The sequence below is a fragment of the Saccharibacillus sacchari DSM 19268 genome, assembly GCF_000585395.1.
Lineage (GTDB): Bacteria > Bacillota > Bacilli > Paenibacillales > Paenibacillaceae > Saccharibacillus > Saccharibacillus sacchari.
Genome location: NZ_KK073875.1, coordinates 3,487,860 through 3,512,079 on the forward strand (window position 1 = coordinate 3,487,860; position 24,220 = coordinate 3,512,079).

Consider the following 24,220-nt stretch of genomic DNA (forward strand, 5'->3'; position numbering starts at 1 on the left):
GTTATAAGAAATCCCTCAAAAACTTATAAACGGCTATAACCACTAAATTCAACTGAAAGAGAGCGGATGAGAATGGCTTACGAAATACATATTGAAAGAAAAGATGAAGAAAATTCGATCACGATGGAAGAATGGGAAAATTATATCGAGAACGACAACGAATTAGAGGCGACCGATCATATTGAAATTGAACTTCCAAATGGAATGACGATAGGAATGTCAGGAGAAGGAATGGCTGTTTGGAAGAAAACGATCGAAGACGAAGAAATTGCAGTGACATTCACCTTTAGAGAAGGTGAAGTATCAGCCCGTTATTTAAATGACAATCAAATTGAAAAAATGAAAGATATTGCGACTAAGCTTCAGGCCATCGTAGTAGGGGATGAAGGCGAGGAATATTAAATTTAAAGGGAGTATAAAATGCGGGAAATGAGCGGATCATAACTGAATAGGAATGTTAATCAAAGAAGAGAGGGACATCTTATAACATAATATTCACGCTGCGGACATTCGTCCTGGGTCTAGCATTCGCTAGACACCCGACATGCGTCGAGTCGTGAATACAGAAACGTTATACGAACATGAACTCCGACGGAAGAACAAGGATAGAGGAAGATCGAAGAGAACGGGAAGTGGATTCACGCGAATCTTGGATTGGAAGTTTAGAAGCGTCGAAGAAGGAACGTTTCCATACGGAAACTGATCCATGAATAAGAAATGCGGATTGACTGAAAGGGAAGGTGCGCTTCCATACGGAAGCAGACTAGATGTGAGTTTGCGGGAGAAAGCTTCGAAGCCCGTCGATTTCACGACCTATAACAAAATATTCACGCGGCGAGCCATGCGGCTCTGGGTCTGGCAGTCGCCAGACACTCGACAGTCGTCGAGTCGTGAATAAGGGAACGTTATATGAAAGAGATGTACACCCTAAATAAAAAGTGGTGAATCTATGGATCTAAACATCGAACAAAATTTCATTAAATTATTTTGCATACCTAGAAAGAGAGAACGATTACATTTTGAATTAAGTTCAACCCGTAAAAGAAGAGCCGCATTAGGTCGGTTTTCACACCAATTTAAAAACATACTTATTGAGAAATACATGATTGAATTACCCAAACCAAATTCAGATGCAGAAGAAATTTTTAAATTAATGAAGAGTTATGGAGCTAACGAAGAGGGCTATTGCCTATCCTTTAATCCGGAAATTGACGGAAAGACATTACCTCTATTGGAAGGGCTTCAAAAAGCAGTCGGATGTGGACTTCCGTCCATCATTCTTTGTGGTGAAAAACTTTGTTATTTTGAATCGGAACAAGAAGTAGGGCCACCAAAGAGATTTGTATTGAAGCGAGAATAAACATTTGAATGTGAATCAAGGAAGGCATCTCCATCATATAACATAATATTCACGCTGCAGGCATACGCCCTGGGTCCGGCATTTGCCGGACACTCGACATACGTCGAGTCGTGAATACAGGAACGTTAGGCGAAATCATTGTGAGGAGGAACAATCAAGGAATGAATATTAGAGGAATCATTCTTGAAGGTTACTCGAATTCAGGAAAAACATCATTGCTTAGAGCCATAAAACAATATCAAGCCCAAGATGAAACTTCAGAATCAAGTGTGGTTATACTTGGAGAACATTACTCTCAAATATTGAATAACGTCCATGGAAAGTTAGTCCAATTATCTCAAGAACAACATATCGATTTGTTGAGAAACCGAGTGGATATGATCAAACAATTAAATGATTGGGCGAATTTTTTAGGTCCAGGTAGAAGAAAATCTAGAGGCCTCTTTTTTGTGTTAGAAAGATTTCATTTAAATCATCGAGTTGCATTCTCTGAATCGAATCCTATTGAAATTACAGAACTAGAAAAGCAATTATATGAACTTGGAGCTAAATGCATGTTGCTTACGATTTCAAATGATAAAGCAGAAGAACGAATAAAGAGTAGAAATTCAGAGGACTGGCTCAATAAATCGAAGGAGTCCATTGAACAGGCGTGTAAAGATTTAATTGAAACTCAAAACATTCTTAGAATACAAGCAGCAAAGTCAGTAGTACCCACTACGGAAATGAATACAGATCATAAGAATTGGGATGAGTATGCAAGATTAATCATGGAGGACCATGACTTCGCCTAACATAATATTCAAGCTGCGGGCATACGCCCTTGGCCCGGCATTCGCCGGACACTCGACATGCGTCGAGTCGTGAATACAGGAACGTTATAAGAAATTGCAGGTAAACTAAGTTTAAAACCTAGGGGTGATTTGAACTGATTCATTATAAGCTAAAAAACTGGAGAGATATTATACCTTGGGGAGATGATAATCATCGCGTTTTGCATTGGTTTGGTTTAACTGACTCCTATTACTGGTTTGATTTTAAAGGAATCGAGTTTCCGAAATATAGTAAAGCAATCATAAATAAATGGAATCAAACGAACGACTTGAGGTTTATTGACTATCAGTTTAAGAGAATATTTGAAGATCTTTTTGAAGTGATAAGGCATGTGGAAAATCCAGTGCCGGATAAAATTTTTCAGGAAATGAGCTCGCTAGAAAAGTTAGAAGACTACTTACAATCCTTACAAGAATGGATTGAATTATCGTGGGATGAGAGTGATAAACAATTTGATGAAGTTTATGAAGTGGCTCGAGAATGGTTGTACGGCAGGAAGTTGGATTTTGGATATTTAATAGGTGCGCCCGACTGTTTTATGATTAGAAATAAAAATCAGTTATATATTTATTGGATTACAGAGTATAAAGATGAACAAGGCACTCCATTTTGGGAACAGCCTAAAGGAGTGTTCTCTTGCGATTACCATGAATTCATGAGTGACCTAATAGAAAGTTTCAAAGCATTTGGTTTAGATATGCGAGAGCAAATTTCAGATTTATTCAAAAATAAACCCGAAAATTTAAATATAGATTGTGAACAGATTATTGCTAGTCAAATTCAATATGAAGAACTGATCATAGAACTCGAAAATAAACGACTATTCTATGCGGATGTCCCAGACTGGAATAACGTTCTAAAACAAATGAATGAAATTTCAAGAAATAGAGTTGAATGATTATTCGAGAAGACTGCAACATCTTATAACATAATATTCACGCTGCGGACATTCGTCCTTGGTCTGGCATACGCCAGACACTCAACATGCGTCGAGTCGTGAATACGGGAACGTTATGTGAAAAATGACGAAGGAAAGAGGAGGTAGCAGAATGGAATGGCTAAACGATTTCATGAGTTCTTACTTTCAAGGCAATAGAGAAGAAGCATACAAAATAAAAAAAGAAAATATCCCAAGCAGGCTTTTCAAATTTCAGCCAATTGAAGATGTGAGAATAAATAGCCTTTTACAAAATGAAATTTGGTTTTCAGTTCCAAAAGAATTGAACGATCCATATGATTGTATGGGAACTTATTGGGAAGAGGAAGAAATAGAAGAGATTTTAAGAAAAACTATTTCTTCTGAGAATCTAAAACAACGTTCTACAAATGAAATTATAAATGAAGCTCTTGATTCTTTACGGGATCACACTAAAATTAGCTGTTTTTCGGAAGAACTTTATAATATGCCAATGTGGGCACATTATGCGAATAATCATCAAGGAATTTGTGTTGAATACAACTTTACTTCCTTGAATGCTGGAGTTGATTTCTCCAAAAGTTTATTTCCTGTTGGTTATGAAAAAAATAGATATAATATCACAGACTTATTAAAAAGAAGTTTTGAAAACTCTAATGACCCTAAAATTCGCTTGTTATATTTTGTGATGCAACTTAAACACGAAAGCTGGAAATATGAGAAGGAATGGAGAATCATATTACACACAGAGAATATGAAAAGTGGACTAGTAAGTTCCCCCATTCAACCTACGGCTATATATTTTGGACTAAATTGTAGAGAGTTTGAAAAAGTTGCAAAAAAGATTAAAGATAAATTTGACTGTCCAATATATAAAATGAGTCTAAATAATTCAAAGTTCTATCATTTAGATATATTAAACCTTTAAAGTTAATGCTTCGAAGAAGTCATTCATCACATAACATAATATTCACGCTGCGAGCATTCGCTCTTGGTCCGGCATTCGCCGGCCACTCGACATGCGTCGAGTCGTGAATACGGGAACGTTATGTGAAATACCCAAAGTCAAAAACGTAATTAAAGGATGTAAAATGGATGACTGATGACGATTTTGATTACTATACCGATCAAGATTTTGAATGGACTGGAGTTTTGAACCTATACAGCGGTTCAGAATTTTCAAATCAGAAAGGCACCATTTTTAGAATAGGACTATTACTTGCAGAAGACCTTGAAAAATCAGAATTGTCTATTTTGAAATCACTTGGGCAGTCATGGACATGGGGAGAAGATCGTCGAATAAAAGCTTTTGAACTGCTGGATTTTCAATACATCAATAAAAAGCTTGTTTTTGATTTTAGAACGATTAGAAAGAGTCAAAGATATGATGAGATTAAATACTTCTTATTCGATTTAGGTGCAGGGATCGAAAGTGGAGGAAACAAGATTGAGGAAATTCAGGTAAGACAGTTGAAGTGATTGTTTTAAAGCCGGGTACATCACATAACATCATATTCAAGCTGCGGACATTCGTCCTGGGTCTGGCATTCGCCAGACACTCGACATATGTCGAGTCGTGAATACAGGAACGTTAAGTGAAATGAATGAAAAACAAATTGAATATTATAATCTTCTGGTGATAAGATCGTGAAAAGGGAGGATTTAAATGAGAAAAATAACAGTTACAACACAATTCATTCAAGAGCTATCATTTCTATTGGATAAAGGTGTTAGTTTCTCAATTGCAGAAGTTCATAAACACATTGAGAACAAGGATGTTATAGATTGGTTAGAATCTGAGTTCCCATTTGGTACAGAGAATGGACTTGATTTTAGTTTATTTGAACAAAGACATAGAGATTATTTGCACAACGAATTAGAAGCTATATATGGCGGTTACGCAGGCAACGAAAGACGAAAATGGGGGATTGTAAGTAACGGATTATGTATACTAATTAGTTGGAGCACAGAAATCATTAGAGATATTTATGGGAGAGATAATAAAACTGGGTGGATTAAATAATGTAATTACTTAAGAATGCACTGAACATTTTCTATAAGTGCATTCTTTTTAATTTAGAAGCCGTTCTCTAAAGTCATTCACTTCACTTAACATAATATTCACGCTGCGGGCATGCGCCCTTGGTCTGGCATTCGCCAGACACTCGACATTCGTCGAGTCGTAAATACAGGAACGTTATGTGTAACTCCCAAGGACGATTAAAAACTTTTTCAAACCGAGGTGAATCCTCATTCTTTCTAAATCTTTTTTCATCTTTAAGATCTATCGATTAAAGCGAGAACTACGAATTGTAAAGCCTATATTTGAGATCATGACAGACCGGAAAGAGATTTTTATCAACCATTGGGAAGCCCGATCAGAAGCTTATCCTTCACTTCGCGAACCAACTATTCGCGAAGTGTGGGAGTATACGAAAGAAAAACTAATTGAATTGAAAGCGTATTTAAATACCATGAAGTCAGATCGAAGGACAGAGGAAATCATAAAATTCTACAAAGAACATGTCGAACTACTTTTGAAAGAGCATCAAAGAGAACAAGAAGAATATCCAGGAAACTACATGTATTTTTACAACGAACTTCTTTTAGGGTCGGAGAGATATCTGACGATCAAAAATGAATTAAAGAAATTAGGTTATGAAATCGAAGAAGAGGGGAGCAACACATAACATAATATTCACGCTGCAGGCATACGCCTTTGGTCCGGCCTTCGCCGGACACTCGACATGCGTCGAGTCGTGAATACAGGAACGTTAAGTGAAATTCCAGTGAGAGTTATAGGCTTATGAAATGATATAATATAACCATCAAAAAAGAGGAGGGAAAAAGATGAAGTGGCAAGAAGTTCAACAGATCTTTCCGAATCAATTTGTGAAATTCGAGGTTCTTCATTCAGAAGAAACCGATCATCAAGAGATCATTGATGATGTAGCCGTAATTGGCCCGATCAGTGATGAAGAAGCAACTCGCGAATTATTGAATAGCCGAGATAAAACGCTGGTTTATCATACTTCCAGAAATCAAGTCGTAGTGAAGGTGCGGAAAAATATAGGGTTAAGGAGAAGTCTTTAAATGAATATTGAATATCGAGACGGACTGTTATTTACGGAAATAACAGTCCATTTTAATAAGCAAAAGAAAGTCATATCGAACATCGTGATCGATATAGGAGCCAGTCATAGCTTAATTTCACAAGATGAAGTGGACGAGATCGGGATACAAGTGGACATGGACGATGAAATCATAACTAGCTATGGGATTGGAGGTAAAGAGCATGCCTTTAGTAAGAAAATTGAGGGCATACAAGTAGGTGATTTTATTTTAGAAGATGTATACATCGACTTTACTTCATTCAAATATCACAACATTAACGGACTTTTGGGGCTTGATGTACTGACTGAAGGGGAATTTAATATTGATCTAAAGGCATTTAAATTACTTCGTTCATAAGAGATAAAGAAATTAAGAAATTGAATGAGTAATTCGATGGAGACTGGAACATCACTTAACAATATATTCACGCTGCGGGCATACGCCCTTGGCCCGGCATTCGCCGGACACTCGACATACGTCGGGTCGTGAATACAGGAACGTTATCCGAAACATCTGGAGAAAATAATTTAAGAAATACAAATAATAAAAACGGAGTGATTCAAATGAGAGATATTGATAATTTGAAGAAAATTGCTGTTCTTATTGATGCCGATAATGCTCAAAAGAAAAAAATCAAATATATTTTTGAAGAAGTGTCTACGAAAGGACATATTATCACTAAAAGAGCTTACGGAGATTGGTCTAATGAAACATTGAAGAATTGGAAAAATGACTTGAATGAATTGGCAATTCAACCAATGCAGCAGTTCGCATATACGACAGGGAAAAATGCCACTGATTCTGCAATGATAATCGACGCTATGGATCTGCTTTATACTAACAAATACGACGCTTTTGTTATTGTTTCAAGCGACAGTGACTTCACTAAACTCGCAACAAGATTAAAAGAATCAGAAGTATTTGTGATTGGTGTAGGTGAGAATAAGACTCCAATATCTTTTAGAAGCGCATGTGATGAATTCATTTTAACGGAAAATCTAGGTGAAATAAAAATCGAACCGATCGTTGAAAAAGACGCCGAGAAAAAAGTGAAAGAAACTTTAACAGAGGATATAAAGGAGCCAGTAAAAGAATCATTAAATGAAGTAATTGGACTGTTATTAAAAGCTCATGAAAAATACGAGGAAGAAGGTTGGTGCAATGTTAGCGCGGCTGGTTCTTTCATAAAAAGAATAAAACCGGATTTTGATGTCAGAACATTTGGAGTAACCAAGTTGCCTGAACTACTTGAGCAACTTAATGAAGTTTTTGAAACGGATAGGTACAAAGGAAAAGGTGTAGTTAACATAATCGCTTATAAACCTAAAGAAAAATAATTTTTGTAAGCTACTCAAGAGGACAGATGCATCGGATAACATAACATTCACGCTGCGGACATACGTCCTTGGTCCGGCATACGCCGGACACTCGACATGCGTCGAGTCGTGAATACAGGAACGTTATACGTAATTACGAAGAGCTGATTAAGAGCATTTGAATGATGATCTTTCCTTGAACGACGAGCCCTTTGATCGGCTCGAAGAAGACGAATTGGAAAAGTAAAAGTGAAATCGAAAACAGATAAGAAATAGGTGAGGGAAAAAACGAATTTAGATTGAAGAACGATTGGAAGAAGAGGCATCAAAGAGGTAAACGCCTCGGAGGGAAAACATTTAAAACCAAGTGAAATCCAAAACGAAAACAGTGGGAATGACATTTTAAGAACAGAAAACATTGAATAAAGTGGAGTAAGACATTAGATATAAGAGTGATTTTGTGAAGCCAATTCAAAGAAGAACGTAACTCCGTATAACATAATATTCACGCTGCGAGCATTCGCTCTTGGTCCGACATTCGTCGGACACTCAGCATACGCTGAGTCGTGAATACGGGAACGTTATACGAAAGAATCAAAAGATTTAATAAAAATAAAAGTGAGGTTATGATATGGAGTCGTCATTCGATACTCAAAAGTTTGTCTCTTCTTTGGGAGAGGAATTAATATACGCATTTAGTAAGTCAGGAATGACTACTCATCCTCATTCTGTCGGTTCAGGAAGAGAGAGCGCTGCTAAAGTCAAACTTGAGGCTATTTTGCCACCAGGAATAGGTATAGGTAGTGGTTTTGTAATTGATAGTTATGGAAATACATCAGCTCAGTGCGACATAATTTTATATGAACAAAATTATTCTTTAAAATTTATTATTAACGAAGACAAGGCTTATACCTATTACAGCTGTGAGAGTGTCATTGCTGTTGGCGAAATAAAATCAAGTGCTTCAATTAGTGATATAGAAGATTCATTTAAAAAGATAAAAAGAATTCGTGAATTAAAGAGAAGAATAAGCAGAGAGGATGAAGAGAGCAATTCATTTAGAAAATATTTTTCTAGTATGTCTTTAACAGGAACTGAAGAAGAACGTTATTCTCAAGATAAAAAGCAATTTGATCAAATATTTACGTTCATCCTTTGCAAAAATTTAAGTACACCTTTAAGCAGTATTAAGAATAAAGCAAGTGAAATATTTGATGATTATAGCCAGTACTTTAATTGTATTTTATCAATTGAAGATCTTTACATACAATATGCGAAAATAAAAAATGCTACGGCAGTTGAGCACGCATTTAGTGCTTTAGAAGCCGATTATATTTTTTCTACTGAAAATGCTGAATTGAATTTTAACTTGTTCATTAAATATTTAACAAGCTTCATTGATAGAGGTAGAACAGTGCCCCTCGATTATCATCATTATCATTTGAAAGAAGACGCTAATATAAATATTAAAGAACTAATAAATCTGTGATTGTTCCAAGAAGAGATTCCTTCGTATAACATAATATTCACGCTGCGGACATTCGTCCTAGGTCCGGCATTCGCCAGACACCCGACATGCGTCGGGTCGTGAATACGGGAACGTTATGTGTAACTCCCAAGGACGATTAAAAACTTTTTCAAACCGAGGTGAATCCTCATTCTTTCTAAATCTTTTTTCATCTTTAAGATCTATCGATTAAAGCGAGAACTACGAATTGTAAAGCCTATATTTGAGATCATGACAGACCGGAAAGAGATTTTTATCAACCATTGGGAAGCCCGATCAGAAGCTTATCCTTCACTTCGCGAACCAACTATTCGCGAAGTGTGGGAGTATACGAAAGAAAAACTAATTGAATTGAAAGCGTATTTAAATACCATGAAGTCAGATCGAAGGACAGAGGAAATCATAAAATTCTACAAAGAACATGTCGAACTACTTTTGAAAGAGCATCAAAGAGAACAAGAAGAATATCCAGGAAACTACATGTATTTTTACAACGAACTTCTTTTAGGGTCGGAGAGATATCTGACGATCAAAAATGAATTAAAGAAATTAGGTTATGAAATCGAAGAAGAGGGGAGCAACACATAACATAATATTCACGCTGCAGGCATACGCCTTTGGTCCGGCCTTCGCCGGACACTCGACATGCGTCGAGTCGTGAATACAGGAACGTTATAGGAAATTGACGATACAATAAGATATTTTAAAGGAGGATATTATGGGGTTTCTGAAAAAAATATTTTTTATGAGGCGTTATGAATCATTAGCACCAATTATTAAACGTGGTAAGGATATTTTCAATATTGAAGGAGATTACGTAATATTAGAAATGTTGAAAGACCAAGACAATGATTATAGAAAAGAATGGTTTATTCCTTCTGACAAAATAATATTAGGACTTAGTCGTAGTAAAGAAAAAAACGGAAAAGGATGTAAAGCGAATTGGGAATTTGATTTAAATCCTATGAAAAACGGACGTGTAGTAAGAGCAGAATTAAATATAAAAACATCAAGATCTAACGCAGGGTTACATACTTCAAAAAAGCTTGCCTTAGAAGCACTACATGAAGTGAAAGAAAAAAAGAGAAAGTTACCTAGGTATGCAAAAATTAATATTAATAAAAGTGAAGTAGATACTATAGTTCTTCTTTCAAAAATGAATTCGCAATTATTGGATAGTGATTTTCCAGAAGGATTAGAAAGTTACAAAGACTTTGGCTTTAACAAAATCAACTCTTATGACTTGGTCCCATATTTAAAAGAGGTACGAAAAGAAGATAAGTTATTATTGACTGTTGAAGTAGATGAAATTGTTTATTGGGACATAGATAGTATATTGATTGAAAATATAGTTCTAGAGAAGTATGAATTGAATCAATTTTTTTGGATGATATTAGGAGCAGTGATTAGTGCTGCGATTGGTGTTATAGCTTCTTTATTCTTATTATAAAATTAGGTTTAAATCATATAAGAAATTTGAAGAGGATTCAACGAAGATGTCAACATCCTATAACATAATATTCACGCTGCGGACATACGTCCTGGGTCCGACAGTCGTCGGACACCCGGCATGCGCCGGGTCGTGAATACAGGAACGTTAGACGAAATACCTGAAGGAGGAAGAAATATAAATATTCAGATTCTTGAAGTGGATTTTTCTAAACAGAAAATCTTACAGTCAATTGGATCTAAAGCATACTGGATCAAATATAGACATGCTCTGATTGAAGGCTTTTGCTATTTTGTTCCATCCTCGGGTAGAGAAATTGAAGTTATGAAGAAATATTCGGTGGAAACCTCTCAGGAAAAAGTGCTTAGTGTAAGGAAAATTTATAAGGATCATTTGATTACATACAAGTCTCAAATCGATACTTACGAAGTAATAGGGGAAGTGAGTTTTATAAGTAAAGATAAAGAAATCATGTTTTTATCAATACGTGATATAGAATTTTGTATTGATAAAGATGAAATTGATATTTCAGAAATAAATATAAAAGATAACGTGGAAATAGAAATTAAAGAATTGATTTTATGGGATGTGGGCATCTACTAAGAAGTCAGGTACTTCGTCTAACATCATATTCATGCTGCGGACATTCGTCCTTGATCTGGCATTCGCCAGACACTCGACATACGTCGAGTCATGAATACAGGAACGTTATATGCAACCTGCAAGGCAGATAAAGATTGGAGAAAGATGAGCTGACAAGGCGCCGAGTTCCCGATCGGCGTTTTTGGTTTAAGGCAAAAGCATTTGAAAAATCAAAGGGACTTACAGGTCACAGAACGATTAAAGTCTGAGTTCCAGTTTTGAAAGCGGAAGCAGGGTGTCGCTTCCGATCAGGGGAATAAAGAAAAGAAGTTTTGAAAGCATTTTAAACCAAAAGGAATTTGAAAAAGATGGAGGGAAAGCTAAAAAATCATTGAAGAAAGACAGAAAGAAAGCATAGAATTGAAGAAGGAAAAGATCGAATAAGATTAAGAGAAATTGGAAGAGTACAGGCAGCATATAACATAATATTCACGCTGCGGACATTCGTCCTTGATCCGGCATTCGCCGGATACTCGACATACGTCGAGTCGTGAATACAGGAACGTTATACGACAGAACGAAGAATAATATAGATTATAGGAGATTACAAATGGGAGAATATGCATCGATCGGAGTAAGAGAATTTGATTTTTGTGTAAGTAAAAATCATATAAATCCAATATGGCTGACTTTATACAGAGAATCAGACAAGAAATTAAAAACAATATTAGATGAAGATAACGAAGAGCGAAGAATATGTGAGTATGTATCAACAGTGAAAAATATAAAGCTTCGTCTAGACGTAATGGGTTTTACTTTAAAAAAAGCTAATATTGAATTCGATTTACATAATGAGAGTTCACAACATTTTTGGTTTGGAAAAAATCTAAAAGCTGTAGAAGTTGAAATAAAAGAATATAGCTTTGAAAAATGGCTAGAATCTCTAAAAGCTATTGTAAATGCTCCTTATAAACACTATTTGGATTACATGGATGACATATCAGTTGAAGATTTCCCGATACAATGTTTTATTATGCGAGAGGATTATGAGGGTGAATCAATATTTGGTTTTGCAAGTACTGATATTAGATATGTTTTTCGAGCACTATTAGAAGTTTTCGATGAAAATGAAGATTGTAAAATTGATTTTTCTTCACTGGTTGATGGTGGGTGGTGCTATGAAGACGATAATCTATGCGAAGAAACTTTAAATGCAATTGCAGAGTCTCAAATAAGCAACGATAAAATTATTATTTTAACAGAGGGATCTTCTGATATATCCATTCTTAAGCGTAGTATGCAAGTTTTATACCCAGCTGTAGTAGATTACTATTCTTTTATGGATTTTAATACATCAAATGCTTCCGGGAGCGCGTCTGCATTAGTCACTTATATCAAAGCCTTTATAGGATCAAAGTTAAAAAATAGGATCATAGCAGTGTTTGACAATGATACAGCTGCCAATGAAGCAATGAGAGGATTAAATAAAGTAGAAGTTCCTAATAACATAAGAGTTTTAACGTACCCCAATTTAGATTCTGTGAAAAATTATCCAACGCTTGGCCCTCATGGAATAGTAACTGCAAACATCAATGGATTGGCCTGTAGCATCGAATTATACTTAGGATTCGATATATTAAGGGATGAAAATGGAGAGTTATTTCCTGTTCAGTGGAAAGGCTATAGTCAATCTTTGAATAAATATCAAGGTGAAATTTTGAATAAAGAATTGATACTTCAAAAATATTATACTTTTTTAAATGATATTGAGAAAAGTGAAATATTAGATACTAATCATGATTGGTATGGGGTAGATAAAATTCTACAGATGATTTTTAAAGCTTACGAATAAATTGTGAGAGTAACTCAATGTTCCATCGTATAACATAATATTCACGCTGCGGACATTCGTCCTTGGTCTGGCATTCGCCAGACACCCGACATGCATCGGGTCGTGAATACAGGAACGTTATACGCAACCCTAAAATCCTAAAAACAAATAGAAAGAGGTAATTATAATGGCGAGAGTAGCTCAAGCAGACTTTTATTTCGGTGCTGCGTTATCAATTTTATTTAATAACAACCATAATATGAAGCTGGCTTTAGTTGAAGGCGGAGAAGACAGAAGAATTTACGACATCTTAACCAATACGGCAAATTACAAAGTGTATATGAAATACAGATCAAAAACAAATTCTGGAGATGAAAAATATTCAAGTTGGCAGTTCACATTCTCGCAAGAAGATATTAACGAAATTAAAGAGTTTAGTAATGAGAATTTCAAGATGTTATTAATATGTGGTAAACCTAAATTGAATGAAAGTGAAGTAGTGATATTGCAAGACGATGAAGTGAAGTTGTGTTTAACGGAAGCCAACAAAAAGCATTTTACAATTTCCAGAAGAAAAAATGAAAAATACTACAGAATCTCTATGGGTGGGGGAAGAGATAATAGCCTTCAGATTAAATCGAAACCATTGGATTAAATTAATTGTTTAGATTCCAAAGTATATTCAAACTTAATTGTAAAAGAAAAATGTAATTTCAACTGCAAGGGCAGCGTATAACATAATATTCACGCTGCGGGCATACGCCCTTGATCCGGCAGTCACCGGATACTCAACATACGTCGAGTCGTGAATACAGGAACGTTATAGGAAATCAACTGAAGTGCGAAAAACTATTTAAAATATAATTCAGCTTGTTGGGGGATATTGATGAGCTACATCGATATGAAATATATAAGTACTTATTATTATGCCAATGTAATACAAGGTGTTATTGAAAATCCATCTAATTACTTAGTGAATCTAGAAAGCATTTTCGGGGATTCTGGAATCTTGAATTATATAGAACCGTTCAAAAAAAGAAGTAATCTTCACGTGTTCATTGAATTTATTATTGATTCATTATTTTGGGAGCAGTATTCAAAATTAAAAATTTCAAACTGTATCGATAGATCACATTTTGATTTTAGTAACCTTAGATATATTACGCCTTTAGAAGAGATATTTGTTGAATACGGAGTAGATCATTTGTCTTTTATGGAATGGTGGGAAGAATCGGAAGAAGATGTTTTAGAGGAAAGACATTTTGAAGAATATTATCAAGAGTTAGTTCTTTTAGAAGGTTATTATGAGGTCATTGAACTGCTCTCAGAGGATGTCTTTTATATTTTATTTTTGAATCGAAAATTTTTACAAGAGTTTAATGAGATTTTTTCTTCATATTTAAGCATGTGTGAAGGAGATGACTTTGCAATAGAATATTCAAAAGAAAGTTCTTTGAAGCATCACTTAAGAAAGGATTGTAAGTTAAAGCGTGTTAGCATTCCATCATGGGTGAAAAAAGCAGTATATTTTAGAGATAGAGGTGCTTGTACAAAGTGTGGGAAAGACTTAAGTGGATATTTATCTTTAGAAAATAAAGAAAACTATGATCATATAATTCCATTGAATTTATACGGATTTAATGATGTGACTAATATTCAGTTGCTGTGTAAAGAATGCAATTCTGAAAAGAGCGGTTATAAACATGCTACTGAAACTAGATACCAAAGTTGGTATGAGAAATGAATATACAAATTTTAATAAAAGAGAAGTTTGAGAATGAAATGAAAACTTGAAGTATCTCGGAGAAGATGTTGACATCCTATAACATAATATTCACGCTGCGGGCATACGCCCTTGGTCTGGCATTCGCCAGACACCCGATATGCGTCGGGTCGTGAATACAGGAACGTTAGGCGAAATTATTTAATATCGAGGAGAAAATATGAAGACCATACAAGATTTTTTTACTTTAGTACATCAGAGTGACATAATTGCATATTTATTTGGTATAACCTTAGGCATATTAACGCTAGTTGGATTTGCTGCAGTTTTTGTATCAATTAATAGTCAGCATAAAGCTCAAAAAGCAAGGGAAACCTATTGGGAATTAGCTTCATTCCCATATTCTTTTTCAAATTATAAAGATGAGAATATAGGTAAGCTAATATTTCAGAAAGTGAATTTATACAATAATATAATTACTCCTGCTGACAAAAATACTACGAAAATAATTGATTGGATTAGACATTCATTACTTTCAGTTTCTATAGTTTGGTCAATTTTTTTGCTTATCCTAGCTGCAAACCTACATATTATAGAGTACATATTAATTTTTGTTCCAACAATTGTAATTATAAATTTGTTTTATTTCTTCACTCGTTATTTAAATAATTTGAAAAATATAAAAAAAGTTGCGGGATTATTCTCGATTGAAGAAATATTTGATGTTGGTAACATTTCATGCGATATACCAACGCCTAGTCTCGCAGCAATATCGTCAAGATTAAGAATAGCTAGAGAAGAGAAGAATTTATATTCTATTTCTGTAGGGTTTCCAGTTCCGTTTAATAACTTTTTAGTAAGGCCGATAATTACAGGAGTGAATGAAGGCACGGATCATTGGAACGAAAATTTTAAATTTATTAATGATACTGATTCAGAAAAAATTACTTTTATTGATTCGAAAGATACTACATGGTGGTTAGGAAGTCCTTTATACTGGCATGAAATTGAAAAAATTTCTTTGCCTGAAGATATAAATGAACTGAATATACAATTGGACTATAACTCTAGAAAAGGGCTAACAATGGTGTTTTTTAGATCTATACCTGTTCGCGAACTATTGAATTTAGATAGGATTACGAAATATAGCACTTTGCCTGATGATATACAAGAACAGTTTTCTTTAAATTTTGATAAAGGAAGAAGACCAACAGAAAATGTACAAGATAATTAAAGAATAAATAACTTCGCCTAACATAATATTCACGCTGCGGACATTCGTCCTGGGTCCGGCATTCGCCGGACACCCGACATATGTCGGGTCATGAATACAGGAACGTTATCCGAAATCCTTTAAAAAACATGTGAAAATATCTAAAGATAAAGGAGTAAAAAGATTGTTTGAAAATAAGAGACATATTCGTATAGGTACAGAAAGTTGGTTGGAAGATCTAGAAGATGCTCAAGTGGATGTCGTCGTAACATTTCCCGATTCAACAAAATGGATTTCCAATTTCTATACGATTACATGTATTGAATCAATGAGAAAAGATTACTCACTGACAGGACATCATTTGAATGGTGCCTATTGGTGCGCTTCTTCGCCAATAATTATTGTCGACCGTATAAGTCGTGACAGAATTGAGCAAGTCATTGACGAACTAATTGAAAATGAAGGATTTAGATATCTGTTTGATTACTTCGGAGCTGTTCAAGAAGAAGATCTTATACGGCATGGATATCCTGAAAACTTTTTTGATCAAAACTCTAAATTAGATCCTTCATATGTTACCTATCATGCAAGTCAGTTAGCCCAAATGTTAGATCAATCAAGTGAAGAAGTGAGAGAAACTGTATTGAAGGGCATATTAGGGCATTTCAAAGAAGCTAAGGACTTCGGATAACATAATATTCAAGCTGCGGACATTCGTCCTTGGCCCGACATTCGTCGGACACTCGGCATGCGCCGAGTCGTGAATACAGGAACGTTAGGCGAAATTATTAAAATTAAAGGAGAAATTCAAATGTCTTTTGACACAACAGGTTTTTTGGGAGAACAAATACAAGAGTTTTCTTTAAGTAATTATCAAAACCATAAAATACTCTTTGAGGTGGGCTATGAACTTAATAAGTTTGCATATAATCTTATGCATTCTATTAATCTTGATGCTGATGATAGTCAACACTTAATTTGTTGTTCGTTATTTTCGAAAATTCATAGTGGTTATCAAGCTATATTGATACTTTATAAAATGGGTTTAGAAACGGAAGCAAAAGTTATATTGAGAACAATTTTAGAAGCTACATTTGTATTGAAAGCCATTTCAGAAGATAAAAATGAAGTTAAGAATTTTATTGACACAGATAAGAAGCAGCAAGAAAACTTACTAAAAATTATATTAGAGAAAGACGAAGCAAACTTGTATAAAGATATAAAAGGGTCATTAAGTAAGGAAAAATTAGATGAGTTGAAAAAAGAGATTAAAGAAGAAGGAATTAAAGATATAAAAATTTATGAATGGGCTAATAAGGCGCAATTAGACATAATGTATGCATATGCATATAAGATGTTGAACTTCGAAGTTCATACAGACGTAAGAACATTATCAAAATATTTAGAAATCGACAAAGAAAATAACTTAGTTGTTGGAATCAATTCACTTCCAAGCGACAGAGAGATAAATAGTTCATTATTAACTGCATACTCTATTATGCTTATAGTTCTTGGATGCCTAAACCATATGTTTAATTTGGAATTAGATGAGGAATTAAGGGTTCAGGAAGACAAGGTAATGACTTTAAGAACATAACTTCGCCTAACATAATATTCACGCTGCGGGCATACGCCCTTGGTCTGGCAGTCGCCAGACACTCGACATGCGTCGAGTCGTGAATACGGGAACGTTATATGAAATTCTCAAAGTAATAGAAATATGAAATATTAGGAGTGAAAAAGTTGAAACCAAGATACGAAGAGGCAACATTATTATCAGAAGAAATACTGAAGAATTTTGAATTAACTGAAATTCCTACACAGAATATTGTTTTAAAATGCTTAAGATTGGCTCGTTTAATAAACGACTTTGATTCCGTAGAATGGCTCAAAAATGAAGCTAACGGATATGAAAGAAATGAGCAAGGGTTCCTTACAGTTACTGCTTGGAAAGCTGCTGGAAAATCAGGTAGAAGGTATTTCAGTGACAATCCCAATAGCCAAAAAGATAAAAAGGAAAAGGTGGAGAGGGCATTTACTGATACTATTGCTGTGATGGAGGCAAATGTAAACGCAGCTAAAGCAAGAATGGAAGTTGCATACGATCGAAACGTATCTCTTTCAAGTCATTCTACTTTTTCCCCACCTATTCCTCCAACTAATGCGTCTGAAAGAAACTCCATATTCAAGATCATTCAAGACAATACTGGAAAGATCGAAAAAGTTAAGTCATATTTATATCAATACGTATTTGATGTGAATTACGAATTGAAATTTGCAGATATCACGGAAGATATATTTACTCGGAAGCGTAATACTGTAGATAGTAAGTTGAAAGATATTTGTCCTGAAGCTATTCAAAAATTCATTTCAGTTTATGAAAATTTGAAGTCAGATAATGATGAGGATTGGGCAAATGCTGTTCATACATGTAGAAGAATTATTAAAGAAGTTGCAGATTCACTTTACCCTCCTTCAGATAATTTAATTGAATTATCAGGGGGGAAGAAGTTGAAAATTGGTGAGGATCAATATATCAACAGGTTGATCCAATATATCGAAAGTAAATCAACTAGTGATAAATTTGCTTCAATCGTCGGCTCTCATTTGAAATTCATTGGTGAAAGATTAGATGGTGTCCATGAAGCTGCTAATAAAGGGACTCATGCGGAAGTAACTCTTGAAGAAGCAGAAAGATATATTATATATACTTACTTAGTCTTGGGAGACATTTTGTCACTTTGAAATTAGAATAAATTAAAAATAATGAGAACATCATATAACAAAATATTCACGCGGCGAGCCATGCGGCTCTAGGTCTGGCAGTCGCCAGACACCCGACATACGTCGGGTCGTGAATACGGGAAGGTTATATGAAATACATTTTAAATTTGAGGTGAATCAAAAACATGCTTGAAAATTCAAAAACAAGTAAGAAACCTATTATAATTGGTACAATAATTTTATTAGTGATTGGTTTTTTAATTTGGTTCTTAATTAAGTGGCTCCTATCAATATTTAATGCTATTCCTAAAGAAGTTGCTGCGCCCTTAATTGCAGCTTCTGCAACAATAATAGTCTCAGTTTTATCAATCGTTATTGCGAAGTACTATGAAAAGAAAAGAGCAATTGAACTGGAACATAGAAACAAAAAAATACCTATATATGAAGATTTCGTAGAATTTTTATTTAAATTATTGATGAGTGAAAAAATAGAAGGAAAGCCAATGAGTGAAAAGGAAATGCTAGAGTTTATGAGTAGATTTACTCAAAAGTTAGTTGTTTGGGGTTCAGACGATGTTATAAATCAGTGGTCTAAATGTAGAAATCTATTTGCAAATGAAGAGAGCACTGAGAAAAACAAAATCATGTTTCAAATCGAAGAATTATTGATAGCAATTCGAAAAGATACTGGTCATAAGATTGGAAAGTATAAAAAAGGAGATATTTTAAGACTTTTTATTAACGATATTGATAAACACCTTTAAAATTTAAAGCAATGTACATCATATAACAGAATATTCACGCTGCAGGCCATACGGCCCTTGGTCCGGCATACGCCGGACACTCGACAGGCGTCGAGTCGTGAATACGGGAACGTTAGGTGAAATTACCTTAAAATCTAAGGAGCGAGTTAAAAGGATGTCTAAAATTGCTAAAACATTTTTTGTTTTAATGCTATTGATAACAGTTTTTACTGGCTGTGAGAGACAGAGCGATACGATTAATTCCGTAGCAACATTTCTTCGTGTGACTGAGAAGGATTATTCTGACGATTACAAAGAAAAATGGATTGTTGGTTATAACTCAAGTGCTCAGGAAATAGAGGAAGTACAAATAGAAATAGAAGATGCAAGGCTCTGGAATCTCATTGAAGTAAATAAAGAGTATTTTGTTTCGTATCAAGGGTCTAAAGAGAAAGGTTATGGCTTAGGTCAAATAGAACATGTGGGAGACGAAAACACCTTAAGATAACTAGAGGAAGAAGGCAACTTCATCTAACACCGCATTCACGCATTGGAGCTGAAGTTTCTCGGTCCGAGAGAAGTATCTTCGACGAAGCAGATTCAGTGGACAAGCCTGCACTGGCTAAGTCTATGGCCCAGCGAATCGATCGCTGCGCGAGATCGTTCGGCAACTTAAACTAGTGATAGTGCGTGAATGCCTGAACGTTAGATGAAATTGCTCAATACTTATTAAAGGATGAAATACAAATGATTATTCCTTCTATAAGGTAAGAACTAGAGGATGTTCGAAAACAATTAAACCCTTTAAAGGAGGAATTCAATGAGGTTCAAAAAAGTCAGTGGGAATCAATAATATCAAAGATCACGAACCGATTTATTAGATATACACATTCTCTTCATTGGGGTTGGGAATATTTTAATGGAAAGTCATTTGGATTAGATAATCTTGAAGTTAGACCATATTCAATTTTGAATAAGTTGCTCCCTCACAAAGAAAGAGTTTGGTTTATTGTAGAGGATCATACTGAAAATCCGAAATTTTGGATTTACGAAGGGTCAATAAAAGCAATTCAGATCATGATTGAGAATACAACTAGATATGAATACTACATTGTATCAAAAAAGTTTGATTGGTTACTTTGTGAGAATCATCATGAGGTCTTGATAGGACAGGAGAAAACATGATTAAGAAATCAAAGAACTTTTCGAAGCATTATTCAAGGGAGGGGCAACTTCATCTAACATAATATTCGCGCTGCGGGCATACGCCCTGGGCCCGGCATACGCCGAACACCCGACATACGTCGAGTCGTGAATACGGGAACGTTATACGAAAGGACCGAGGTAAGTGATATTGAATAAGCCACTTGATCCATACGATTTCGTTATTCAATCTGAAGATAAGAAATCATATATTTTCTTTTCATTTAAGGACATTGAATTAGAGCGATGTAAATCCATTAACTACTTGGTACATATTAAGGACGATCAGTTTGCTGGACAAGCCGAGATCTGGATTGAGTATGAAGAAATCCATGATTTTATGGAAGGACTTTTAAAAGCTGAATATAGCGAAGTCAAAACGATTCATTTAAAAGCCATGAGTGATAAAGACTTTGAAATGAGTTTTATCGATCAAAAAATGGGGCATTACGAAATTGCCTATTCCATTACAAAGCGAAGATATTCAAGAGACGGATTAATAGAAACGACATTGAAAGGCTCTTTTGGCTACGATAGTGAATTTTTAAACCTACTGAAAGAGAGTTTGAAGAGAATTAATAGACTGTTGTCTTAAACATTTTTGAGCAATTCAAGGTCCCTTGGTATAATATAATATTCAAGCTACGGACATCCGCATTTGGTCCGGCATTCGCCCGACACCCAGCATGCGCTGGATCATGAATACAAAAACGGTATGTGACATACCAAAAAGGCATAGAGGAGAAATTAATATAAATTTCAATATAGAGATTACTGATAAAGAAGAGATTGAAACCTTTTATTCCCTACTGGTTTTGGGCTGCATAACGGCTATACGAGAAGATCTTCTGACTTGGGATCAAGTGGAAGAGCGGTTATTCAGTCCGAACACTTTAACAAAATTAGAAGAACTAAATCTTCACTCTACCCTCATCGAAATCACAAATCAAGGAATAATGGAACTGAATTTGCTTCAAAGATTAAATGCAATAGAATATGAAAAATCGATGGATGAAATAGAAAATCTTTTGAAGACATTTATAAAAGAACAAAAAATAAGTGAAGGTGAATGGAAACATTGGATTAAATAAGATCGAGAAAGACTGAATGCAATTCGAGAAGAGTGGTACGTCACATAAAAGACGTTATGCGAAACCGTCAAAACCGATTTCTTAAATATTTTAGATCAAGGGATGATTGGATGAAGAATAAGAAAATTATTTCAATATTACCTGAGGGTCTGACTTATCAGAATAGAGAAGGGGATCAAATATTTATTGATTTTGAGGAATGTCGAATAAACTTTTTAAAATGGCTACAGAAAGAAAATGAACGAACGGATGAAGAAATGAAAAATTTAAATGAGAAAACAAAATGTGTAGCAGTACGCAACGCCTTTGAAGAGCCTAGATATATTGAATTTTTTACAGAGCCTAGAGTAAGATTTGAATTCAAAAAGTCTTGGATAAAAGATAGTTATAAAGAATATAGAAGTTTAAATACCAAGATTATTGAAGCGGGATGGAAGACATTTGATTTGGGGTGAATAATAAAGGGCTACGGCATCCTATAACATAATATTCACGCTGCTGACATAAGTCCTTAGTCCGGCATACGCCGGACACTCAGCATGCGTCGAGTCGTGAATACAGGAACGTTAGACGAAATTCTAAAACCGAGGATCACTATGAAAACAATACGAGCATTATCAAGATACTATTATATAGGATTAATTATTGGCTACTTCACTAAGAAAGATGTCCTTGATTGGACAGATCGGATAATTGAGAGAAACGAGCAATTTCCATATGAATTGATTGAGATTTCCTTGTCTAGTCACAAACCGTCGGTGGATTTAGCATCAACACTTAAACAGATCTGTGGAGAGGAGATCCTACAAGAACCCCTTTATCAGCTTTTAGGAGAACTCGTAAACGATTTTGAAATTGGAAGAATTAAAGAAGAAGAATTATTTACTTATCTATCTAATCTACATTATCAAGAAAGTGAGATCGTTTTAGATGAAGATCTATCCTATTCGTTAAATCGATTAAATGATGCTTATTATTTAGCATCGGAAGGGATATATGGAGATGCGAAGACTGTTTGTGAAGAAGGAATAGACGAACTAAATAAATATAAAGAATATATAGGGCGAATTAAAGAATAGCAGAACTTCATATAACATCATATTCACTTTGCGGATCGAGGACGTATGTCCGCAGTGTGAATACAAGAACGTTATTAAAAACTGACTAAACATAAGGAAGAGAGAAGTGAAATTATTAAAAGCAAACGAATTAAAAAATTTAAATTATATCGAGCTTTTTCCAGGAGTCTTATCTAAAGGATATCTGAATGAAGAATCCGTTTATGTAGACGATGATTCTTTTGCTTTTTTAGTTCCAGCAATTAGTAGAGGGTTTCAACCCTATACTAGTTTTGCGCGTTTTGAAATTCAAAAAATTCATTGGGATTCAATTATAAAAGAGCTAGTAAATCTTAGAGAGATCATTGTATCTAGAGACAAAGAGCGATTAACAGGCTATATTTCAACATTTTTTTGGAAAAAATCATTGTACGAATGGATGTTGGAGAATTATAAGCAAGCTAATATCGTGAAATTACCGAAATTTATTGATGAATTAATTGATTGGATTAAAGATCAATCGAAGAGAAATGAAGTCATCACTTTAATAGGATTATAGGCGATAAGACTTGTCAGATTCTTAAGAAGACGTCGGTGACTTTAATAAGGAGGAGTACCCATGGAGGATATTGAAAAGATTCATACACTGGCAAGAAAGTATTGTATGGTGAAAAGTGCATATTGGGGAAGAAAATATTCAAAGCTGATTGAGGAAGGTACGTCTAGATTAGACAGCGGGGATTACACTTTAGAAGAAAAGAAGCTATTTCCAAGATACATTGTGTTGAATGCAATTCTTCCAGAAATCGAACGATTTGTGCCCAATGACTTTTCCAACAAGGATAAAGTGAAAAATTCAATTTTGCATGTTATTCAAAATGCCCAAAATAGATTTACTGAAATTAATAATGATGATGCTACGTGCCAGGAAACAATGGATGAAGAGCGTCAGGCATTTTATGATTTTATAGAAAAAAAGTGCATGGAAATACCTCAGAGTGTTAGACCAATATCATATAGACGTACGTTATCATCGCAAGAAAGTAAAATGTTATGGATTGAGTTGAAGAAAAAGTGGAGCATAGACATAAATGATTACTGGTATCCGCTTATTAGTTATAAACCAAATGATACAGAAGCATTTATGGATGATTACTTCTACTCAGAAGTAGGCATTGACCACCTTATAAAAATACTGAAGAAGCGAAATGTCCAAAGGGTGTTTGAGTTGAGAGAAGGTAGCATGTCCCCTGAGTATGAAATTGATTTAGAAAGTTTCAATTCAGCATATAATATAAATGGAGAAGGATTTTGGTTTTCAAGCGACTTAGACTGGGTTATTTACGCATCACACGAAAATTCAATAACTATAGCAGGAGCATGGTTATTGGCTGAGATTAAAAAGGTTTGGTCCAACTGGGAAGAACGCACTTGGTTAGATTGGAAAGAGAGATTAGAAAGAGGGTTATAATCAAAAACTAGGCCCTTAAAAAGGTTAAGGTTAGAAACAATGCTCGGATTTTTAAGGAAGCGCTTTATTACTTGAAACTTAGGA

30 protein-coding genes and 1 pseudogene are annotated in these 24,220 nt (G+C 34.8%); all 31 read left to right on the forward strand.

Features of this window, described 5'->3' with window-relative positions; translation table 11 throughout:
* Positions 1-72: 72 nt before the first annotated feature.
* The 31 genes and pseudogenes from SACSAC_RS14780 to SACSAC_RS14925 all read left to right on the forward strand — a co-directional run bounded on the left by SACSAC_RS14780 (position 73) and on the right by SACSAC_RS14925 (position 24,136).
* Entirely contained in the window at positions 73-402 is a 330-nt protein-coding gene (locus SACSAC_RS14780) for a hypothetical protein (RefSeq protein WP_037287722.1), read from the forward strand.
* Between the two features lie 547 nt (positions 403-949).
* Positions 950-1,360, forward strand: a complete 411-nt coding sequence (locus tag SACSAC_RS28015) for a hypothetical protein (protein ID WP_156951010.1) — start codon at positions 950-952, stop codon at positions 1,358-1,360.
* A 161-nt stretch (positions 1,361-1,521) separates the two neighbouring features.
* Positions 1,522-2,154 carry an ATP-binding protein gene (locus SACSAC_RS14785; protein WP_037287724.1) on the forward strand — a complete coding sequence of 211 codons (633 nt, stop codon included), beginning with the start codon at positions 1,522-1,524 and terminating at the stop codon, positions 2,152-2,154.
* Positions 2,155-2,291: 137 nt separating this feature from the next.
* A complete protein-coding gene (locus SACSAC_RS14790; protein ID WP_281175801.1) occupies positions 2,292-3,092 on the forward strand; it encodes a DUF5984 family protein in 801 nt (266 codons plus the stop codon).
* A gap of 151 nt (positions 3,093-3,243) precedes the next feature.
* Positions 3,244-4,038 carry a DUF2971 domain-containing protein gene (locus tag SACSAC_RS14795; protein WP_051507138.1) on the forward strand — a complete coding sequence of 265 codons (795 nt, stop codon included), beginning with the start codon at positions 3,244-3,246 and terminating at the stop codon, positions 4,036-4,038.
* Positions 4,039-4,205: 167 nt separating this feature from the next.
* Positions 4,206-4,589 carry a hypothetical protein gene (locus SACSAC_RS14800; protein WP_037287728.1) on the forward strand — a complete coding sequence of 128 codons (384 nt, stop codon included), beginning with the start codon at positions 4,206-4,208 and terminating at the stop codon, positions 4,587-4,589.
* 187 nt (positions 4,590-4,776) lie between these two features.
* Positions 4,777-5,133, forward strand: coding sequence for a hypothetical protein (locus tag SACSAC_RS14805; protein ID WP_037287730.1), 357 nt, complete (start codon positions 4,777-4,779; stop codon positions 5,131-5,133).
* Positions 5,134-5,443: 310 nt separating this feature from the next.
* Complete coding sequence (locus SACSAC_RS14810) at positions 5,444-5,800, forward strand: hypothetical protein (RefSeq protein ID WP_037287732.1); 357 nt, start codon at positions 5,444-5,446, stop codon at positions 5,798-5,800.
* Positions 5,801-5,960: 160 nt separating this feature from the next.
* Complete coding sequence (locus SACSAC_RS14815) at positions 5,961-6,203, forward strand: hypothetical protein (protein ID WP_037287734.1); 243 nt, start codon at positions 5,961-5,963, stop codon at positions 6,201-6,203.
* Positions 6,204-6,581 carry a retropepsin-like aspartic protease gene (locus SACSAC_RS14820; RefSeq protein WP_037287736.1) on the forward strand — a complete coding sequence of 126 codons (378 nt, stop codon included), beginning with the start codon at positions 6,204-6,206 and terminating at the stop codon, positions 6,579-6,581.
* Between the two features lie 206 nt (positions 6,582-6,787).
* On the forward strand, positions 6,788-7,561 hold the full coding sequence (locus SACSAC_RS14825) for an NYN domain-containing protein (RefSeq protein WP_037287738.1): 774 nt from the start codon (positions 6,788-6,790) through the stop codon (positions 7,559-7,561).
* 610 nt (positions 7,562-8,171) lie between these two features.
* A complete protein-coding gene (locus SACSAC_RS14830; RefSeq protein ID WP_037287740.1) occupies positions 8,172-9,029 on the forward strand; it encodes a DUF6602 domain-containing protein in 858 nt (285 codons plus the stop codon).
* A gap of 249 nt (positions 9,030-9,278) precedes the next feature.
* Positions 9,279-9,635 (forward strand): hypothetical protein, encoded by a 357-nt coding sequence (locus tag SACSAC_RS14835; protein WP_037287732.1) that lies wholly within the window; start codon positions 9,279-9,281, stop codon positions 9,633-9,635.
* 130 nt (positions 9,636-9,765) lie between these two features.
* Positions 9,766-10,497: a hypothetical protein gene (locus tag SACSAC_RS14840; protein WP_037287742.1), complete on the forward strand. Its 732-nt coding sequence runs from the start codon at positions 9,766-9,768 to the stop codon at positions 10,495-10,497.
* A gap of 132 nt (positions 10,498-10,629) precedes the next feature.
* Entirely contained in the window at positions 10,630-11,100 is a 471-nt protein-coding gene (locus tag SACSAC_RS14845; RefSeq protein WP_156951012.1) for a hypothetical protein, read from the forward strand.
* A 589-nt stretch (positions 11,101-11,689) separates the two neighbouring features.
* Positions 11,690-12,931, forward strand: coding sequence for a HEPN/Toprim-associated domain-containing protein (locus tag SACSAC_RS14855; RefSeq protein WP_037287748.1), 1,242 nt, complete (start codon positions 11,690-11,692; stop codon positions 12,929-12,931).
* A 166-nt stretch (positions 12,932-13,097) separates the two neighbouring features.
* Positions 13,098-13,565 carry a hypothetical protein gene (locus tag SACSAC_RS14860; protein ID WP_037287750.1) on the forward strand — a complete coding sequence of 156 codons (468 nt, stop codon included), beginning with the start codon at positions 13,098-13,100 and terminating at the stop codon, positions 13,563-13,565.
* Positions 13,566-13,796: 231 nt separating this feature from the next.
* Positions 13,797-14,654, forward strand: coding sequence for an HNH endonuclease (locus SACSAC_RS14865; protein ID WP_037287752.1), 858 nt, complete (start codon positions 13,797-13,799; stop codon positions 14,652-14,654).
* Positions 14,655-14,853: 199 nt separating this feature from the next.
* Positions 14,854-15,867, forward strand: a complete 1,014-nt coding sequence (locus SACSAC_RS14870; protein WP_037287754.1) for a hypothetical protein — start codon at positions 14,854-14,856, stop codon at positions 15,865-15,867.
* A 163-nt stretch (positions 15,868-16,030) separates the two neighbouring features.
* On the forward strand, positions 16,031-16,537 hold the full coding sequence (locus SACSAC_RS27175; protein ID WP_051507139.1) for a hypothetical protein: 507 nt from the start codon (positions 16,031-16,033) through the stop codon (positions 16,535-16,537).
* Between the two features lie 69 nt (positions 16,538-16,606).
* Positions 16,607-17,443: a DUF5677 domain-containing protein gene (locus tag SACSAC_RS14880; RefSeq protein WP_156951013.1), complete on the forward strand. Its 837-nt coding sequence runs from the start codon at positions 16,607-16,609 to the stop codon at positions 17,441-17,443.
* Positions 17,444-17,589: 146 nt separating this feature from the next.
* Entirely contained in the window at positions 17,590-18,591 is a 1,002-nt protein-coding gene (locus tag SACSAC_RS28250) for an AbiTii domain-containing protein (protein WP_169833779.1), read from the forward strand.
* Between the two features lie 164 nt (positions 18,592-18,755).
* The gene (locus SACSAC_RS14890; RefSeq protein WP_037287758.1) at positions 18,756-19,334 is read left to right on the forward strand and encodes a hypothetical protein; all 579 of its coding nucleotides are present in this window, start codon (positions 18,756-18,758) and stop codon (positions 19,332-19,334) included.
* Positions 19,335-19,488: 154 nt separating this feature from the next.
* On the forward strand, positions 19,489-19,821 hold the full coding sequence (locus tag SACSAC_RS14895) for a hypothetical protein (protein WP_037287760.1): 333 nt from the start codon (positions 19,489-19,491) through the stop codon (positions 19,819-19,821).
* 278 nt (positions 19,822-20,099) lie between these two features.
* Positions 20,100-20,498, forward strand: a pseudogene (locus SACSAC_RS28785) (DUF6756 family protein); the annotation flags it as partial.
* A 169-nt stretch (positions 20,499-20,667) separates the two neighbouring features.
* On the forward strand, positions 20,668-21,111 hold the full coding sequence (locus SACSAC_RS14900) for a hypothetical protein (protein WP_156951014.1): 444 nt from the start codon (positions 20,668-20,670) through the stop codon (positions 21,109-21,111).
* Positions 21,112-21,214: 103 nt separating this feature from the next.
* Entirely contained in the window at positions 21,215-21,607 is a 393-nt protein-coding gene (locus SACSAC_RS14905; protein WP_037287764.1) for a DUF3969 family protein, read from the forward strand.
* A gap of 110 nt (positions 21,608-21,717) precedes the next feature.
* Positions 21,718-22,062 carry a hypothetical protein gene (locus SACSAC_RS14910; protein WP_037287766.1) on the forward strand — a complete coding sequence of 115 codons (345 nt, stop codon included), beginning with the start codon at positions 21,718-21,720 and terminating at the stop codon, positions 22,060-22,062.
* A 141-nt stretch (positions 22,063-22,203) separates the two neighbouring features.
* Positions 22,204-22,686 carry a hypothetical protein gene (locus SACSAC_RS27180; RefSeq protein WP_051507140.1) on the forward strand — a complete coding sequence of 161 codons (483 nt, stop codon included), beginning with the start codon at positions 22,204-22,206 and terminating at the stop codon, positions 22,684-22,686.
* Positions 22,687-22,792: 106 nt separating this feature from the next.
* Positions 22,793-23,224 (forward strand): hypothetical protein, encoded by a 432-nt coding sequence (locus SACSAC_RS14920; RefSeq protein ID WP_037287768.1) that lies wholly within the window; start codon positions 22,793-22,795, stop codon positions 23,222-23,224.
* A gap of 60 nt (positions 23,225-23,284) precedes the next feature.
* Entirely contained in the window at positions 23,285-24,136 is an 852-nt protein-coding gene (locus SACSAC_RS14925) for a hypothetical protein (protein ID WP_037287770.1), read from the forward strand.
* Positions 24,137-24,220: the final 84 nt, after the last annotated feature.